General features: G+C 71.8%; 13 protein-coding genes. 8 read left to right on the top strand and 5 right to left on the bottom strand.

Going from position 1 to position 16532, the window contains the following annotated elements; all coding sequences use genetic code 11:
• Window positions 1-229: 229 nt before the first annotated feature.
• The 3 genes from ACIQU3_RS31930 to ACIQU3_RS31920 all read right to left on the bottom strand — a co-directional run bounded on the left by ACIQU3_RS31930 (window position 230) and on the right by ACIQU3_RS31920 (window position 2725).
• Complete coding sequence (locus tag ACIQU3_RS31930) at window positions 230-1474, bottom strand: cytochrome P450 (RefSeq protein WP_403929080.1); 1245 nt, start codon at window positions 1472-1474, stop codon at window positions 230-232.
• A gap of 124 nt (window positions 1475-1598) precedes the next feature.
• Window positions 1599-2057, bottom strand: coding sequence for a DUF6114 domain-containing protein (locus ACIQU3_RS31925; RefSeq protein ID WP_403929078.1), 459 nt, complete (start codon window positions 2055-2057; stop codon window positions 1599-1601).
• Complete coding sequence (locus ACIQU3_RS31920; RefSeq protein ID WP_403929076.1) at window positions 2057-2725, bottom strand: DUF6230 family protein; 669 nt, start codon at window positions 2723-2725, stop codon at window positions 2057-2059. The genes ACIQU3_RS31925 and ACIQU3_RS31920 overlap by 1 nt, the downstream gene beginning before the upstream one ends.
• Before the next feature lie 627 nt (window positions 2726-3352).
• Between ACIQU3_RS31920 and ACIQU3_RS31915 the strand changes: the two genes are divergently transcribed.
• Window positions 3353-3994, top strand: coding sequence for a Tat pathway signal sequence domain protein (locus ACIQU3_RS31915; protein ID WP_403741125.1), 642 nt, complete (start codon window positions 3353-3355; stop codon window positions 3992-3994).
• 19 nt (window positions 3995-4013) lie between these two features.
• On the opposite strand, the gene ACIQU3_RS31910 is transcribed toward ACIQU3_RS31915, so the two are convergent.
• The gene (locus tag ACIQU3_RS31910) at window positions 4014-4943 is read right to left on the bottom strand and encodes a lytic polysaccharide monooxygenase (protein WP_403929074.1); all 930 of its coding nucleotides are present in this window, start codon (window positions 4941-4943) and stop codon (window positions 4014-4016) included.
• A gap of 362 nt (window positions 4944-5305) precedes the next feature.
• On the opposite strand from ACIQU3_RS31910, the gene ACIQU3_RS31905 reads away from it, so the two are divergent.
• The 6 genes from ACIQU3_RS31905 to ACIQU3_RS31880 all read left to right on the top strand — a co-directional run bounded on the left by ACIQU3_RS31905 (window position 5306) and on the right by ACIQU3_RS31880 (window position 14237).
• A complete protein-coding gene (locus ACIQU3_RS31905) occupies window positions 5306-7105 on the top strand; it encodes a S8 family peptidase (RefSeq protein ID WP_403929071.1) in 1800 nt (599 codons plus the stop codon).
• A gap of 281 nt (window positions 7106-7386) precedes the next feature.
• Window positions 7387-8034, top strand: coding sequence for a ScbR family autoregulator-binding transcription factor (locus ACIQU3_RS31900; RefSeq protein ID WP_403929068.1), 648 nt, complete (start codon window positions 7387-7389; stop codon window positions 8032-8034).
• A gap of 56 nt (window positions 8035-8090) precedes the next feature.
• Window positions 8091-9275: a damage-control phosphatase ARMT1 family protein gene (locus tag ACIQU3_RS31895; RefSeq protein ID WP_403741112.1), complete on the top strand. Its 1185-nt coding sequence runs from the start codon at window positions 8091-8093 to the stop codon at window positions 9273-9275.
• Between the two features lie 104 nt (window positions 9276-9379).
• Complete coding sequence (gene cyc2, locus ACIQU3_RS31890; RefSeq protein ID WP_403929066.1) at window positions 9380-11539, top strand: germacradienol/geosmin synthase Cyc2; 2160 nt, start codon at window positions 9380-9382, stop codon at window positions 11537-11539.
• A gap of 112 nt (window positions 11540-11651) precedes the next feature.
• Window positions 11652-13535, top strand: a complete 1884-nt coding sequence (gene phsA / locus ACIQU3_RS31885; protein WP_403929063.1) for an O-aminophenol oxidase PhsA — start codon at window positions 11652-11654, stop codon at window positions 13533-13535.
• A gap of 132 nt (window positions 13536-13667) precedes the next feature.
• Entirely contained in the window at window positions 13668-14237 is a 570-nt protein-coding gene (locus tag ACIQU3_RS31880) for a PDZ domain-containing protein (protein ID WP_403741101.1), read from the top strand.
• 191 nt (window positions 14238-14428) lie between these two features.
• On the opposite strand, the gene ACIQU3_RS31875 is transcribed toward ACIQU3_RS31880, so the two are convergent.
• Window positions 14429-15184, bottom strand: coding sequence for a phosphodiesterase (locus ACIQU3_RS31875; RefSeq protein ID WP_403741098.1), 756 nt, complete (start codon window positions 15182-15184; stop codon window positions 14429-14431).
• A gap of 184 nt (window positions 15185-15368) precedes the next feature.
• Here ACIQU3_RS31875 and ACIQU3_RS31870 point away from each other — a divergent pair, with 184 nt between their 5' ends.
• A complete protein-coding gene (locus tag ACIQU3_RS31870; RefSeq protein WP_403929061.1) occupies window positions 15369-16496 on the top strand; it encodes an aminopeptidase P family protein in 1128 nt (375 codons plus the stop codon).
• The last annotated feature ends 36 nt before the right edge of the window (window positions 16497-16532 follow it).

Below are 16532 nucleotides of genomic sequence, written 5' to 3'. Positions count from 1 at the left end.
ACCCTGCGACCGGCCTGACGGCGGACGGAAACGGTTGCCGCCGAGGGGCCTTCGGGCCCGCCAGGTGTACGACGTCCACGACCGGCGAGATCGTGGAGGCCGTACGGCTCCTGGTGGACCGCTCACCGCCCGCGCCGCGCCTCGCCCGCGCGAATGCCATGATCGTCAAACGGCTGCCCGGCGGTGCCGCGAGGCGGCCTCGTGCACCGCACGGGCCCCGTGCCGCCCGTCAGCCCGTCAGGACCGGCAGGGACCGATGGCCGTGCGAGATGAACGAGTCCACCGGCGGCAGCCCGTCGTCGGGTGCCGCGAGCGTGAGCCCGGGGAACCGGTCGAACAGGGCCGGCAGGGCCACGCGCGCCTCCAGCCGGCCCAGCGGGGCGCCCAGGCAGTGGTGGACGCCGTATCCGAAGGCCAGATGATCTTTGGACGCGCGCGTGACGTCGAAGACGGCGGCGTCCGGGCCGTGCTGCTCCGGATCGCGTCCGGCGGCGGCGTACGCGGCGAGGATCGCCTCCCCCTTGCGGATCACCGCGCCGTCCGGGCCGCCCAGTTCGCCGAGGGGGAGGTCCTCGACGGCGTAGCGCAGCGGCAGGCTGGCCACCGGCGCCTCGGCCCGTAGGGTCTCCTCGATGACGTCGTCCCAGGAGGCCCGCCCCTCGTGGACGTGCGCGCGCTGGGCGGGGTGGGTGAGCAGGGCGTGTACGGCGTTGTCGAGCAGGTTCACCGTCGTCTCGTGACCGGCGCTGATCATCAGCATCAGTGTGTCGAGCAGCTCCTGCTCGCTGAGCCGTGTGCCGCTCTCCTCCTCGTGGGCCGAGATCAGCGCCGAGGTCAGGTCGTCGCCGGGCATCGCCCGTTTCGCGGCGACCAGTTCACCGAGGACGGCGTAGAACCGGGCGTAGATGTCGGCTACTTCGGCCGCGTCGGCCGAGGTGTGGAAGACACCGTCCACCACGACCCGCAGCTCGGCGCCCAGCTCCTCGGGCAGGCCGAGCAGTTGGCCGATGACCTGGATGGGCAGCGGATAGCAGAACTCCTCCCGCAGATCCACCGCGTGGCCGCCCTCCCCCGCCTTGGCGACGCGGTCGAGGAGCGCCTCGGTGATCTCCTCGATCCGGGGCCGCAGTGCGGCGGTGCGGCGGGCGGTGAACGCCTTGGAGACGAGGGTGCGCAGCCGTTTGTGCTCGGTGCCGTAGGCGGTGAACATGTTCCGCACCGCGACCCAGGTGTACAGCGGCCAGTCGGGGGAGACCTCGCCGTCGTTCCAGCGCTGCCAGTGCCGGCGTGGGTCCTTCGACACCCTCGGGTCGGTGAGCAGCCGCTTCAGCAGCGGCGCGCTGCTGACCGCCCAGGCCGGGACGCCGTGGGGGAGTTCGACGGGCGTGACGGGGCCGCGTGCGCGGATCCGGGCGGCCTCGCCGTGGATGTCGCGGCCGGTCGGGTCGATCACCATCGGGTGGCTGAACTCCATCGGAATCTCCCTGGGCTGACGGCGGGTCACGGGACGCGCACACGCCGGTGGCGGGCGCGCGCCAGGTCCAGCCAAGTGGTCCGTGGCCGGGTGACGCCAGGGGATGGAGGATCACTGACCTGATTCAGGCGGTCTGGCCGGTCTGCCGCTCCAGGGGATGAGATGCGGTGCGCGCGGCCTTGGCCTCCTTGCGGCGCTGCCTGCGGCCGACACGGGGTTCCTGGTCGGGGAGCCAGCCGAAGGCGAGGCAGCTGCCGACCACGCCCAGGAGCAGCCCGACGAAGAAGCCACCGAGGTTGGAGGTCAGCCAGGTGCCCAGGGAGGCCAGTACCCCGATGACCGAGTAGAACAGCCGCTGGGCGGGGTTGAAGAGGATCAGCACCCCGCACAGCAGCATCACGACCGGGAGCAGATACCCGGCCAGGCCCTGCATGCCGACGTGCAGGATGACGTCCAGCGACGCCTTCAGCGTGAGCAGCACCTCCGCCCCGCCCAGGGCGAGCAGCAGCCCGCCCCAGAACGGGCGGTCGGCCCGCCACTGCCGGAAGGCGGGCCGGACGCCCTCGCGCGGACCGCGCGACATCAGCACCCCGATCCGCTGAAGCCCAGCTTCAGACCGGGCAGCTTGAACACACCGGCGGTCGTGGCGTAGTTGGTCTGCCGCAGGTTGGCGATGTGCACCGTGTCGGACTGCTGGCTGAAGACGCCCTTCGGCCCCCGGCCCTTGGGGCCGGCCTTGTCGAGCGTGCTGGCGTCGTTGCCGATCTCGATGTTGTTGAACGCGGCGTCGCCGGTCAGTTCGGTCGAGTCGGTCGTGAGGTCGCTGGCGGTGACCTTCTGCGCGCCCTCACCGGCCCGGATGACCAGGTTCGTGCCGCCCAGATCGACGCTCTGGCACAGCTTGGAGAGGGTGGCGTTCTTGATCACGGACGTGACGACCAGCACCTGGCCACCGGTGTCGCCGGCGTTGGGGCTGCCTTCGGCCATCTCGTCCAGGCCGCCGAACTGCGCGAAGCCGGTGCCGTTCAGCTCGGTCGCGGTGACGGTGAACGGCATGCCGGAGATGGCGAACTGCACGCCCAGCGCCCCCTGGGCGGTGAGCACCGCGAGGCTGGCGGCGGCCAGGGCGGCCGGCACCGCCATCACCGCGGCCCGGCGGGCGCGGACCCGTCCGCGTCGCGCGGGAGCGTCGCTGGCGTCCGGGGCGGTGACGCCGTCCGGTCTTTCGGGGGTCTGCTCGGCGGAGGTCATGTCTGCTCCAGGTGCATGTCGGTGCGGATCGGACTTCGGTGGCACGTTGCCCTGGCGCGGACATCGACCGCGTACGCACGTCTCCCGCAACTCCCGGAGGTTGCAAGGGCTTTCTCGTTACGCCGCAGTAGCCGATGAGGAAGTTACCGGGGGTTACATGAAGGGTCAAGGGAAGTGTGGACAAAGAGTGGTGATTGTGCGTCACAGGTGAGTCGCCGTTGTTCCGAAAGGCTCAGGCTGCTGACAACTCCCTTGCGGGGCCTTGACGTTGGCGGAGACGCAGGTCTACAACTCTCCTCGTCCCACCGGGTCCGTGGCGCCGGATCCGTCGCGCGGCACGTCCCCGTGTCCCGGACCCGCCCGTCCCCGTACGGGCATCTCGTCGCCCGGTGCGTCCGCACGGGCTTCCTCGCCCGAGCCCCCTTGCCACGGCACGGCCGCTTCCCTGGCGCCGCGCCACCAGCCACCCCCGCCCGGCCCGGCCGGAGGTCCCCTCCCGTGTGAACCTCCGGCCGGTGACCGGCCTGCCGTTGCCGGCCCGTCACGTACGGAGAAGGCGTGACGGGCCGGCGACGGCCGACGCCCGGCGCACCCCCCACCCCCCGCTATCGAAAGAGGTACACCCGCATGCGTACGCGCACCCTCCTCACCTTCACCGCCGCCGTCGCCGCCCTGGGCCTCGCCGCCCCCGCCTCCGCGGCCGACACCCCCGTGCTGACCACCACCGACGGCGCGGCCGTCGCGGTCGGCGACGTGCTCGACGCGTCCCTGGCGAGCGGCACCGCCGCCACCTTCTACTCCAGCGCGACCGGCACCAGCGGCATCTCCTGCACCAAGTCGGCGTTCTCCGCCACCGTCACCGACAACCCGGCCGCCCCCGGCACCGCCACCGAGTCCCTGACCTCGCACAGCTTCGACACCAGCGGCTGCACCACCAACGTCGTCGGTGTCCTCGGGGTCAGCGGCATCACCGTCGACAACCTGCCCTACACCACCAGCGTGACCTCCGGCGGCACCGTCTCCGTGACCCCGGCCGCGGGCTCCACCGTCCAGTCCACGGTCAAGCTGCGCACCCTGCTCGGCAGCGTCACCTGTGTCTACCAGGCCCCCGGCCTGACCGGCACCGCGAGCAACGCCGACAACAGCATCGCCTTCACCAACCAGCAGTTCACCAAGGTGTCCGGCTCGTCGCTGTGCTTCGCCAACGCCTTCTTCACCGCCAAGTACGCCCCGGTCAACAAGGGCGGCGTCGCCGTCAACGTCAACTAGCCGCAGCCGGGGCGCAATCTCAGCGCCGCCGCAGTCGTACGGCCAGGGTGGCGCCGCCGGTGAGCAACAGCACCGCGACGGCGCCGCCCGCCAGCATGGGCGCGGACGGGCCGGACGGTGAGGCGGAGGTGGTGGCCGGCGGCGCCTCGTCGCCTTGCGGCGCGGGCCCGGAGGGCTGCACGGCAGGGCTCTGCGCCGGCTTCTGCTTCTCCTTCACCGCCTCGCTCTTCCGCCCCGCCGCCCGCTCCTTTGACTCCTCCTGCTCCTCCTGCTTCTCCTCCTGCTCCTGCTTCTGCGACTCCTTCTCGGTCTCCGGGAACACCACGTCCGAGCACGAGTAGTAGGTGTCCGGCGTGCTGCTGTTCTGCCAGACCGTGTACAGCATGTGCCGCCCGGTCCGGTCCGACGGCAGAGTGGCCTCGAAGCGGTACGCGCCGTCCGTCAGAGCCGGGTCCGTCACCTGGGCGAACGGCTTCTCGGGCAGGTCGGACCAGGACAGCGGCCGGGCCGGGTCGTAGCCGGGCTTGGTCAGATACATGCGGAACGTGCCGGTGTGCGGGATCGTCGAGACGTACCGCATCCGCAGGGTCGCGCCGGGCGTCATGCGCGTGGCGGGCCAGTCGGCACGGGCGAGGTCGAGGCCCCGGTAGGCGGGCAGGCCCCCGCTGCACAGCTTCCCGTCCGGGACGACCTGCCGGTCCCGGCCGTTCACGTTCGCCACCCGCAGGTTGTCCCACGCCGTGAAAGGCGCGCCGTTCGCGGCGACGGCCGCACGGCACGCCGCCGTCCCCGCACGCTCACCACCCTCGGGCGAGCAGGCCACCACCCGGCTCACCGGGTCCGTCGGAGCACCGTGCGCCCGGGCCGGCCCCGCCGCGAACAGCGGCAGCAGCAACGGGGTGACGAGGGCGGCCGCGAGTGCGGTGCGGTGTGCGGTCGTACGAGGCATCCGTCTGCTTCTCCTCGGCCCGGGGCGGCGGCGTTCGGTAGTGCAGTACGGGAAAACGGCCCGACGCGTTCATCACGCCACGACCCGCTCGAAAAGGGTCCATTGGGCGCCCAACTGCCCTTCATAGAGGGTGGGGTGCCCGTCGGATCGAGGGTTTCCCCCGTATCCCGGTGACCTTCTCTTTGCCTATCGTTCGACCACAGCTGACCCACAGGTAACCCCGAACGGGTCCGCTTCCACCCCACGCCTGGCCGGCCATCGCGTCGCTCTTCGCTTTTCGAACCACCCCCCTGCGCTTCGAGGACGAAGCGAGTCCACCGCCGCTCCGCCCAGCCCGGAGCCGGCCACGAAAGGCATTGACCGTGCGTACCTCCCCAGAGCTCAGACGGAAGCTGATATCCGTCGCCGCAGTCTCCGCCGCCCTGCTGACCGCAGTCCCCGCCTCGGTCGCCGTCGCCCAGGAGTCCGCCCCCCGCGCGGCCGCGGTCCCGGCCGCCCAGACCGAGGCAGCCCCCGGCCTCCAGGCCGAGCGCCTCATCGTCGGCTACAAGTCCGGCGCCACCGAGGCCAAGTCCAACAAGGCCGCGGCCGCCGACGCCGAGTCCAAGGCCGAGAAGACCGGCGAGGACGTCGACTTCCAGCGCCGCCTCGGCACCGGCGCCGCCCTCGTCGAGCTGGGCACCAACCCCACCCGTGCCTCCGTCGCCGACGTCGTCGCCCAGTACAAGGCCGACCCGCAGGTCGCCTACGTCGTCCCGGACCGCCTCAACAAGCCGACGGCCGTCACCCCGAACGACACCGAGTACGGCAAGCAGTGGGACCTGTTCGAGTCCACCGCGGGCATGAACGTCCCCGGCGCCTGGGACACCACCACCGGCAGCGGCGTCACCGTCGCGGTCATCGACACCGGCTATGTCACCCACTCCGACCTGGCCGCGAACATCGTCGGTGGGTACGACTTCATCTCCGACACCGCCGTCTCCGTCGACGGCAACGGCCGTGACAGCAACCCGGCCGACCCGGGCGACTGGTACAACGACAACGAGTGCGGCCAGGGCATCCCGGCCTCCACCTCCTCCTGGCACGGCACCCACGTGGCCGGCACCATCGCCGCCGCCACCAACAACGGCAAGGGTGTCGCCGGCATCGCCTACGGCGCGAAGATCTCCCCGGTCCGCGTCCTCGGCAAGTGCGGCGGGTACGACTCCGACATCATCGACGCCATCGCCTGGGCGTCCGGCGGCACCGTCTCCGGCGTGCCCGCCAACACCAACGTCGCCAAGGTCATCAACATGAGCCTCGGCGGGGGCGGCGCGTGCTCCTCCGCGACCCAGAGCGCCATCAACGGCGCCGTGAACCGCGGCACCACGGTCGTCGTCGCGGCCGGCAACGAGAACCAGAACGTCTCCAATGCCTCTCCGGCGAACTGCAACAACGTCATCGCGGTCGCCGCGACCAACCGCGCCGGCAGCCGGGCCTCGTACTCCAACTACGGCTCGCTCGTCGACATCGCCGCCCCGGGCGGTGAGACCCGCACCTCCACGGCCAACGGCATCCTCTCCACGCTGAACTCCGGCACGAAGACGCCGTCGAGCGAGAACTACACCTACTACCAGGGCACCAGCATGGCCACCCCGCACGTCGCGGGCCTCGCCGCGCTGGTCAAGTCGGCCAACTCCGCCCTCACGCCGGCCCAGATCGAGTCGGCCATCAAGGCCAACTCCCGTGCGCTGCCCGGCACCTGCTCCGGCGGCTGCGGCGCGGGCCTGGCGGACGCCGCCAAGACGGTCCAGGCCGTGAAGGGCAGTACGTCCACCGGCACGACCTTCTCCAGCACCACCGCCGTGGCCATCCCGGACAACGGCGCGGCCATCGAGTCGCCGATCACCGTCACGGGCCGCAGCGGCAACGCCCCCTCCGCCCTCCAGGTCGGCGTGGACATCACCCACACCTACCGCGGGGACCTCGTCATCGACCTGGTCGCACCGGACGGTTCGACGTACCGCCTGAAGTCCGCCGCGTCGGACTCGGCCGACAACGTGAACACCACGTACACGGTGAACGCCTCCGCCGAGGCGGCCAACGGCACCTGGAAGCTGCGCGTCCAGGACACCGCGGCGCAGGACACGGGCACCCTCAACGGATGGAAGCTGACCTTCTGATCCTCCTGCGGGAACGCTGAACGAGGCAGGCCACAGAGCGGGCGGGCCGGCCGGTGCGGATGGGGCACCGGCCGGCCCGCCTTTACGTCTGGCCCCACAACCCCCACAGTTAGATACCGAACGCGCTGTTTTCTTTCACCGGTTGCGCTTGTTTTGCCGGATGTGCACCCGCACTCCGGCACACTGGTGTGGTGAGAGCCCTCTCAGGGTGAGTTATCGTGTACGGCGGGTAAAAACAAACGGCATGACCCGTTCATTTCCGTCCCGGGAGAGTTCAGCCGATGGCGAGGCAGTTGCGAGCCGAGCAGACCCGCTCGACGATCATCACGGCCGCCGCTGACCTGTTCGACCGTCGCGGCTACGAATCGACCAGTCTCAGCGACATCGTGGAGCACGCCCACGTCACCAAGGGCGCTCTGTACTTCCACTTCGCGGCCAAGGAGGATCTCGCCCACGCCATCCTCGAACTGCAGTCGCACACCGCCCGCCGACTGGCGACGGAGACCGACAACCGCGGCCACACCTCCCTGGAGGCGCTGATGCGTCTCACGTTCGGCATCACCCGCATGTCCGTCGAGGACCCGGTGCTGCGCGCCGGTCTGCGGCTGGCCACGGGAGGGATCCGGCCCCGGCCGCCGCTGAGCCACCCGTTCACCGAGTGGCTGGACATCGTCACGGCCCGGCTCGTCGGCGCGGTCAAGGAAGCCGACGTCCATCCCGACGTCGACATCGACGTCGTGGCCCACTCGTTGGTCTGCTTCTTCGTCGGCACCCGTGTGGTGGGCCGCTCCCGTGAGCCGGTCGCCCGTCAGCCCCGCCGGACGGCCGAGATGTGGAACATACTCATCCGCGGCCTGGTCCCGGTGACCCGCCGGGCCCGCTATCTGAGCCTGGCCGCGCGGCTGGAGCGGGAGATCGCGCCCGTCTGACCCCCCGGAGCGGCGGCTCGGCCCGTGCGAGCGACCCGCGCGTTACGGTGAGGCGCATGCCCGAGACCCCCTCCGCGCCCCTGCTCCTCGGCAACCAGCCGGGTTCCTTCCCGCACAGCGTGCTGGCCGAGCGGCACCCCGCGATCATCAAGCAGGTCCGCGAGGCCTTCCCGTACGAACCCGCGCAGCAACACGCCCTCGACGACCTGCTCGTCAACTGCACCGAGGGCCTGATCGAACCCCTCCCCGCCGACGCACCGGACCGTGACCACTGGGAGGCGTGGGGACTGCCCGGGTACACCGGCCGGTCCTGGTTCGACGTGCCGTGGCTCTGGTCCGAGAGCTGGTTCTACCGCCAACTGCTGCAGGCCGTCGGCTGGTTCGGGCCCGGACCCTGGCAGGGTATCGACCCCTTCCGTCCGTTCAAGCTCGCCGAACTCGACTCCGCCGAGACCGACGAGGAACTCGCCGCCCTCGACGACCTCGCCGCCCGCCCCGCCGCCGAGCAGGCACAGGCCCTGCTGCACGGCTCCCTGTGGGGCAACCGCGCCGACCTCGGCTTCCGTCTCTCCGCCGAGGGCGCCCGGGCCGCGGACGCCGCGCCCGGCCTGGTCGCCGACGACGGTGAACGGCTCTGGTCGCTCCTGGACCGTGCCGACGGCGCCACCCTGTGCCTGGTCGCCGACAACGCGGGCCGCGAACTGGTCCCCGACCTCCTGCTCATCGCCCACCTCCTGCACAGCGGCCGCGTCCGCCGGGCGGTCCTGCACGTGAAGCCCTGCCCCTACTACGTCTCCGACGCGACCACCGCCGACGTCGTCGACGCACTGCGCCGGCTGACCAGCGCCGGGGGAGCCGCCGCCGGGTACGGGCGGCGGTTGTGGTCCGCCCTGGCCGACGGCCGCCTCACCCTGCGCGCCCACCCCTTCTCGAGCGCCCCGCTGCCCTACGAGGAGATGCCCGCCGATCTGCGTGCCGAGTTCGCCTCGGCCACGCTGACGATCGTCAAGGGCGACCTCAACTACCGCCGCCTGGTGGGCGACAGGCTCTGGGCCCCGACCACGCCGTTCGCCGACGTCACCGCCCACTTCCCCGGCCCGGTCGCCGCCCTGCGCACCCTGAAGTCCGACGTGATCACCGGCCTCGACGCTCACACCGAGGCCGCCCTGGACGCGGCGGAGGAGGGGCGCTGGCGCACCGGTGGCACCCACGCGCTGATCCAGGTCAGGGTCCCCGACTAGGCCAAGTCGGCCTCTCCAGGCCTGGGTCAGGTTCGCTTCACGCGATGGTGTGATCATGTCCGGCCCCGCGGATGCCGCCGCGGGGCGCCGGGTAGGGCCCGGCCATGACGCAGCCGTTCGAGCTCCCGCACTTCTACCTGCCGCACCCCGCGCGGCTGAACCCGCACGTCGACGAGGCCCGGGCCCATTCGACCGCGTGGGCGCGCGAGACGGGCATGCTGGAAGGGTCCGGCGTCTGGGATCAGGCCGACCTCGACGCCCACGACTACGGCCTGCTCTGTGCGTACACCCACCCCGACTGCGACGGCCCCGCCCTCTCCCTCATCACCGACTGGTACGTGTGGGTCTTCTTCTTCGACGACCACTTCCTTGAGAGGTACAAGCGCAGCCCGGACCGGGCCGCCGGCAAGGCCCACCTGGACCGGCTGCCCCTCTTCATGCCGCTGGACCCGTCCGCTCGCGTACCCGAACCCCGGAACCCGGTCGAGGCGGGCCTCGCCGACCTGTGGGCGCGCACGGTGCCGAGGATGTCCGCGGACTGGCGCCGCCGCTTCGCCGTGGCCACCGAGAACCTCCTCAACGAGTCGATGTGGGAGCTGTCCAACATCGACGAGGGGCGGATCGCCAACCCCGTCGAGTACATCGAGATGCGCCGCAAGGTCGGGGGCGCCCCCTGGTCGGCCGGGCTGGTGGAGTACGCGACCGCCGAAGTGCCCTCCTGCGTCGCCGGGACCAGGCCGCTGAGGGTGCTGATGGAGACGTTCTCCGACGCCGTGCACCTGCGCAACGACCTGTTCTCCTACCAGCGCGAGGTCGAGGACGAGGGGGAGAACAGCAACGGCGTGCTCGTGCTGGAGACGTTCTTCGGCTGCACCACCCAGGAGGCCGCCGACACCGTCAACGACCTCCTCACCTCCCGCCTGCACCAGTTCGAGCACACGGCGCTCACCGAAGTGCCCGCAATGGCCCTGGAGAAGGGCCTCAGGCCGGACGAACTCGCGGCCGTGGCGGCATACACGAAGGGACTGCAGGACTGGCAGTCCGGCGGCCACGAATGGCATCTGCGCTCCAGCCGCTACATGAACGGCAACGCGGTGCGCGGCGGCGGCCCCTGGCCGGGGTACACCGGCATCGGCACGTCCGCGGCCGATGTGCGCGCCCTGCTCACGACGGCCGGAGCGCAGCGGCTGCGCTCCTTCACGCACGTGCCGCACCAGAAGGTGGGGCCGTCGCGCATCCCCGACATCCGCATGCCGTTCCCCCTGCGGCTCAGCCCGCACCTCGGCCACGCCCGCCGGAGCCTGCGCGTCTGGGCGGACCGCGTGGGCCTCCTCGCCGAGGGCGTCTGGGACGAGGACAAGCTGCGCGCCTACGACCTCGCGCTCTGCTCGGCCGGCCTGGACCCGGACGCCACGTCCGAGGCCCTCGACCTCAGCGCGCAGTGGATCGCCTGGGGCACCTACGGCGACGACTACTATCCGCTGGTCTTCGGCCGCCGCCACGATCTCGCCGCCGCCCGGCTGGCCACGACCCGCCTGTCCGCCTGCATGCCGGTCGACGGCGAGGAACCGCCGGTCCCGGCCCACGCCCTGGAGCGGGGGCTGGCCGACCTGTGGACACGCACCACCGCGCGGATGACGCCCGGGGCGCGGCGCCGGTTCAAGGCCGCGGTCGACGTCATGACCGAGAGCTGGCTGTGGGAGCTGTCCAACCGGATGCACAACCGCGTGCCCGACCCCGTCGACTACCTGGAGATGCGCAGGGCGACCTTCGGCTCCGACCTCACCCTGAGCCTGTGCCGGATGGGCCACGGCCCGGCCGTCCCGCCGGAGGTCCACCGCAGCGGGCCGGTCCGCTCCCTGGAGAACGCCGCGATGGACTTCGCGTGCCTCGTCAATGACGTCTTCTCGTACCAGAAGGAGATCGAGTTCGAGGGCGAGTTCCACAACGCGATCCTCGTCGTGCAGTCCTTCTTCGGCTGCGACTACCCGACCGGGCTCGGCATCGTGCATGACCTGATGAGCCGGCGCATGCACCAGTTCGAGCACGTCGCCGCCCACGAACTGCCCCTCCTGTACGAGGACTTCCAGCTCGACTCGCAAGCGCGCGCGGCGATGGAGGCGTACGTGGCGGACCTGCGGAACTGGCTGGCCGGCATCCTCCACTGGCACCGGGAGGTCGACCGCTACAAGGAGGCGTGGCTGTCCCGGCGCACCCACCGCTTCCTGCCGGACCGGCCGCCCGCCGTGCCCGCCCTCAACTGAGGCGTCGATTTCCAGCCGGATCCACGCGGAACGGGACATGACGGAACCCTCCGTGGTGCGCCGGGGTCTTCCCGGGTGAGGGGAACACACGACGCACCACGGGGGATTCACCTTGACCGAGATCATCGAAAAGCCGAACGGTGCCATGGAGACGGAAACTCCGGAACAGGCACCCGCACCGGCCGAACTGGCGCCGTACATCGCGCCGTTACCCGTCCCGCCGGTCCTGCGCCCGGCCTCCGGGGACGTCCTTCGCGAGACCGAGATCGCGCTGCGCCCGGCCTGGACACGTCTGCACCCGCAGCTCCCGCCGACCCTGATGTGGGGCTACGACGGCCAGGTGCCGGGCCCGACCATCGAGGTCCGGCGCGGGCAGCGGGTCCGCATCGCCTGGACCAACCGCATCCCGGAGGACGGCGAGTACCCGGTCACCTCCGTCGAGGTGAAGCTGCGCCGGGACGGCCGCCCGCAGGCGAGCACCGAACCGGGGCGCGAGGGCGTGGAGCCGGACAAGAACGTCGCCGCGCTGCCCGCCTGGTCCGTCACGCACCTGCACGGTGCCCAGACGGGCGGCGGCAACGACGGCTGGGCCGACAACGCGGTCGCCTCCGGCGACGCCCAGCTCTCCGAGTACCCGAACGACCACCAGGCCGTGCAGTGGTGGTACCACGACCACGCCATGAACATCACCCGGTGGAACGTGATGGCGGGTCTGTACGGCACCTACCTCGTCCGCGACGACGAGGAGGACGCGCTGCGTCTGCCGTCCGGGGAGCGGGAGCTCCCGCTGCTGCTCGCCGACCGCAACCTCGACACCGACGAGGACGGCCGCCTCAACGGCAGGCTGCTGCACAAGACCGTCGTCGTCCAGGACGCGAACCCGGAGACGGGCAAGCCGGTCTCCATCCCGTTCACCGGCCCGTACACCACGGTGAACGGCCGCATCTGGCCGTACGCCGCCGTCGAGGCGGGCTGGTACCGGTTCCGGCTGCTCAACGCCTCCAACGCGCGCATCTACGACCTCGTCCTCGTCGACGAGGAGAACAACCCGGTGCCGGGCGTACTGCACCAGATCGGCAGCGACGGCGGACTGCTGCCGCGCCCGGTCCCGGTCGACTTCGACGAGGAACTGCCCACGCTGACCGCCGCCCCGGCCGAACGCTTCGACCTGCTGGCCGACTTCCGCGGCCTCGCGGGCCGGACCCTGCGCCTGGTCAACAAGGGCCGCAACCAGCCGCCGGGCGTGCCCGACCCGGCGGGTGACGTGCCCTACCCGGCCGTCCTGGAGTTCCGGATCGGCCGGACGTGCGAGGCGGACACCTTCGAACTGCCCGCGGTGCTCTCGGGTTCCTTCCGCCGTCTCACCCACGACATCGGGCACGGCCACCGCCTGGTCGTCCTGACGCCGCCCGCCACCAAGGGCGCCGGCGGGCACCCCGAGATGTGGGAGATGACGGAGGTCGAGCACCCTGACGGCCTTCAGGTCCCGGCCGACGGCGTCATCCAGGTCACCGGCCCGGACGGCACGACCAGGACGTACCGGCGCACGGCACGGACGTTCAACGACGCCCTCGGCTACACCCTCGCCGAGGGCAGCCACGAGCAGTGGAGCTTCCTCAACCTCGCGCCCATCGTGCACCCCATGCACATCCACCTGGCCGACTTCCAGCTCCTCGGACGCGATGCCTATGACGTGTCGGGCTTCGACCCGGCGGTGGGCGGCACGCGTACGCCGATCCGCTACGACGCGGGCACAGGCATCCCGCTCGCGCCCAACGAGCGCGGCTGGAAGGACGTCTTCCGGGTGCCCGGGAATCAGATGCTGCGGGTCATGGGGAAGTTCGACGGCGCGCACGGCCGGTTCATGTACCACTGCCACCTGCTGGAGCACGAGGACATGGGCATGATGCGGCCCTTCGTCGTGATGCCCGCCCAGGTGCTGAAGTTCGACCACGGCGGTGCGCACGGCGGCCACGGGGAGGGGCACACCGGCTGATCCCTGACCGCGCCGGGTCCCGGTCAGTCTCACTCGTTCGTGGCTCGTCGGCCGCCGATGCGCCGGGTAGAGCACCTGCCGTGATCGCTCCGGGCTCCGCCGGAGCCGATCGGCACCACCCGGAGGCGAGCCATGGAACAGACCGCGCTGCGACCCAAGCCGATGCCCGGGCAGGACCCCGAGGGGGCCGCGCCGACGACGGGGCCCGGCCCGTCGCGGCCGCGCCCGCCCGCGGCGCGGCGGCGCGGGAGACGGCTGCTGAACGTCCTGCTCGCGGGGCTCACCGGCGTGATCCTCGTGTTGTGCGGGATCGGTCTGGGGGCGACGGGGGGTCGGCTGCTCGGCGAGGGCGTGCGCTTCGTCCCGCGCGGCTGGCACACGCCGTCGCCCCCCGCTGCCTCCGCTGGCACGCCGGTTTCCGCCCCTCCCGGGCCCGCCGCCGTGACGCTCGGCGTGCAGGTCATGGACGCCCGCAAGCCGGGGGCCGTGATCGTGGGACTGCACGTCCCCGGGCCGGCGCAGGCCGCCGGTCTGGTGCGCGGCGACGTCCTCCTCGCCTTCGGCGCGACCCGGATCGACACCGCCGCCGATCTCGTCAGGGCCGTCGCCCGCGCCCGCCCGGGCGCCGAGGTCAGGCTGACGGTCCGCCACCGCAGCGGCGGCTACGAGCAGCTGACGCTCGTACCGGCCGTCGCCACATGAAGCCTGCCCTCACGGCACGCGTGATCACCGTGCGATGCGTGGTCCTTCACGGCACGCGTGATCACCGTGCGATGTGTGCTCCTTCACGGCACGCGTGATCACCGTGCGATGTGTGCTCCTTCACGGCACGCGTGATCACCGTGCGAAGCGTGTTCCCTCGCGGCGCGCCGCGATCACCGCGAGATGCGCCCTCATGGCACGACGCGGAAGTGGCTGGTGAGCCGCCCCGAGTCGTCCAGGACGTGGAAGGCGAACCCGGGCGGCGCCTCCCGGTCCGCGATCTGCTCGCCCTCCCACGGCAGTCGCAGCGTCCACGTCACACCGGGCCCGACGACCAGCGGCCGCCCCGCGAACGAGGTGGCGGCGGGGGTGTGGGCGTGGCCGGTGATCAGCCCCGCGACGGCGGGCCGGCGGGCCAGCAGCCCGGCCAGCGCACCCGGGTCGCGCAGCGCGTACGAGTCGGGCAGCGGATGGTGCAGTGCCACCGGCGGGTGGTGGAAGGCGAGCAGTGCCGGAAGGCTCTCGTCGAGCTCGTCGAGGGTCGACTCGATCCAGTCGTACGTCTCCTCGTCCAGCTCCCCGTCGTCACTGCCCGGGACACTGGAGTCGCACATCAGCACCGCGCCGTCGTCGAAAACCTGCACGCTGTTGACCGGCCCCGCACCCCCGGGGCGGTCGAGCAGCGCCTTGCGGTAGGCCGTGCGGCTGTCGTGGTTGCCGGGGCAGGTCAGCACCGGGAAGGGGGCGTCACCGGCCTGCAGCCCCAGGATGCGGGCGACCTCCTCGTACTCGGCCTCAGTGCCGTGGTCCGCGATGTCCCCGGTCACCAGCAGCGCGTCCACGCGGCCCGGCAGCTCCCAGAGGTGATCGCGCACCCGCTCGGCCCGTTTTGTGGCCCGCGGGCTCCCGTCCAGATGCAGATCGCTGATGTGTGCGAGTACCAGCACCGTCGTACGCCCCCTGGATCGAATGTTAACGGCAGGGCAGCATCCAAGCATTAGCCTAATGCTTGAGCAACCCACTGCCGTTAGACCGCCCTGTCGGGGCGAATGACCGCAGACGGCTCGCGCCGCCTCCCCCGGCCGGGCAGGATGCTGCCCGTAGCCCCTTCGTCCGCCCTGGGAGGCCCGGATGACCGGAAGCACGGCAGCGTCCTTCACCGCCGACGACTACCGGGCCCGCATGGAGCGCGCCGCGCGGACGGCCGCCGAAGCCGGTCTCGCGGGCCTGCTGGTGGCCCCGGGACCCGACCTGGTGTGGCTCACCGGCTACACACCCCCCGCGGTCACCGAACGGCTCACCCTGCTGGTCCTCGCCGCCGGACAGGACCCCGTCCTGGTGGTGCCCGCCCTGGAGGCCCCGGACGCGCACCGGGCAGCCGGTGCGGCCGCCCTGACCCTGCGCGACTGGACCGACGACAAGGACCCCTACGCGGCCACCGCCGCCCTCCTCGGCACCTCGGGCCGGTTCGGCATCAGCGACAACGCCTGGGCCCTGCACCTGCTGGCCCTTCAGCAGGCCATGCCCGGCAGCTCCTACGCCTCGCTCACCGAGGCCCTGCCGATGCTCCGCGCCGTCAAGGACGCGGCCGAGCTGGACCTCATGGCGGCCGCGGGAGCCGCCGCCGACGCGACGTTCGAAGAGATCCGGAACGTCCCCTTCGCCGGACGCCGGGAAGCCGAGGTAGCCGCCGACCTCGACCGGCTGCTGCGCCGGCACGGCCACGAGCAGGTCGACTTCACCATCGTCGCCTCGGGCCCGAACGGCGCCGATCCGCACCACGAGGCCGGCGACCGCGTCATCGCCCGCGGCGACATGGTCGTCCTCGACTTCGGCGGTCTGCGCGACGGCTACGGATCCGACACCTCCCGCACGGTCCACGTGGGCGAACCCACCGACGAGGAACGGCGCGTGCACGACGTCGTGCGCGAGGCCCAGGAGGCCGGCTTCCGCGCGGTGCGGCCGGGGGCGGCCTGCCAGGACGTGGACCGGGCCGCCCGCAGGGTCATCGCCGACGCCGGCTACGGCGAGTACTTCATCCACCGCACCGGACACGGCATCGGCGTCACCACCCATGAGCCGCCCTACATGATCGAGGGCGAGGAACGGCCCCTCGTACCCGGCATGTGCTTCTCCGTGGAACCCGGTGTCTATCTGCCCGGCCGCTTCGGGGTCCGCATCGAGGACATCGTGACCGTCACCGAGGACGGCGGGCGGCGCCTGAACACCACCCCGCGCGAGCTGGTCATAGTGGAGTGAGGCCCCGATGTCCCCAGCACGCCTCCCGAACGGCAA

The sequence above is a fragment of the Streptomyces sp. NPDC101110 genome (genome assembly GCF_044759525.1).
In the GTDB taxonomy this organism is placed as follows: Bacteria; Actinomycetota; Actinomycetes; order Streptomycetales; family Streptomycetaceae; genus Streptomyces.
This window is presented reverse-complemented; position numbering and strand designations above follow the sequence as displayed.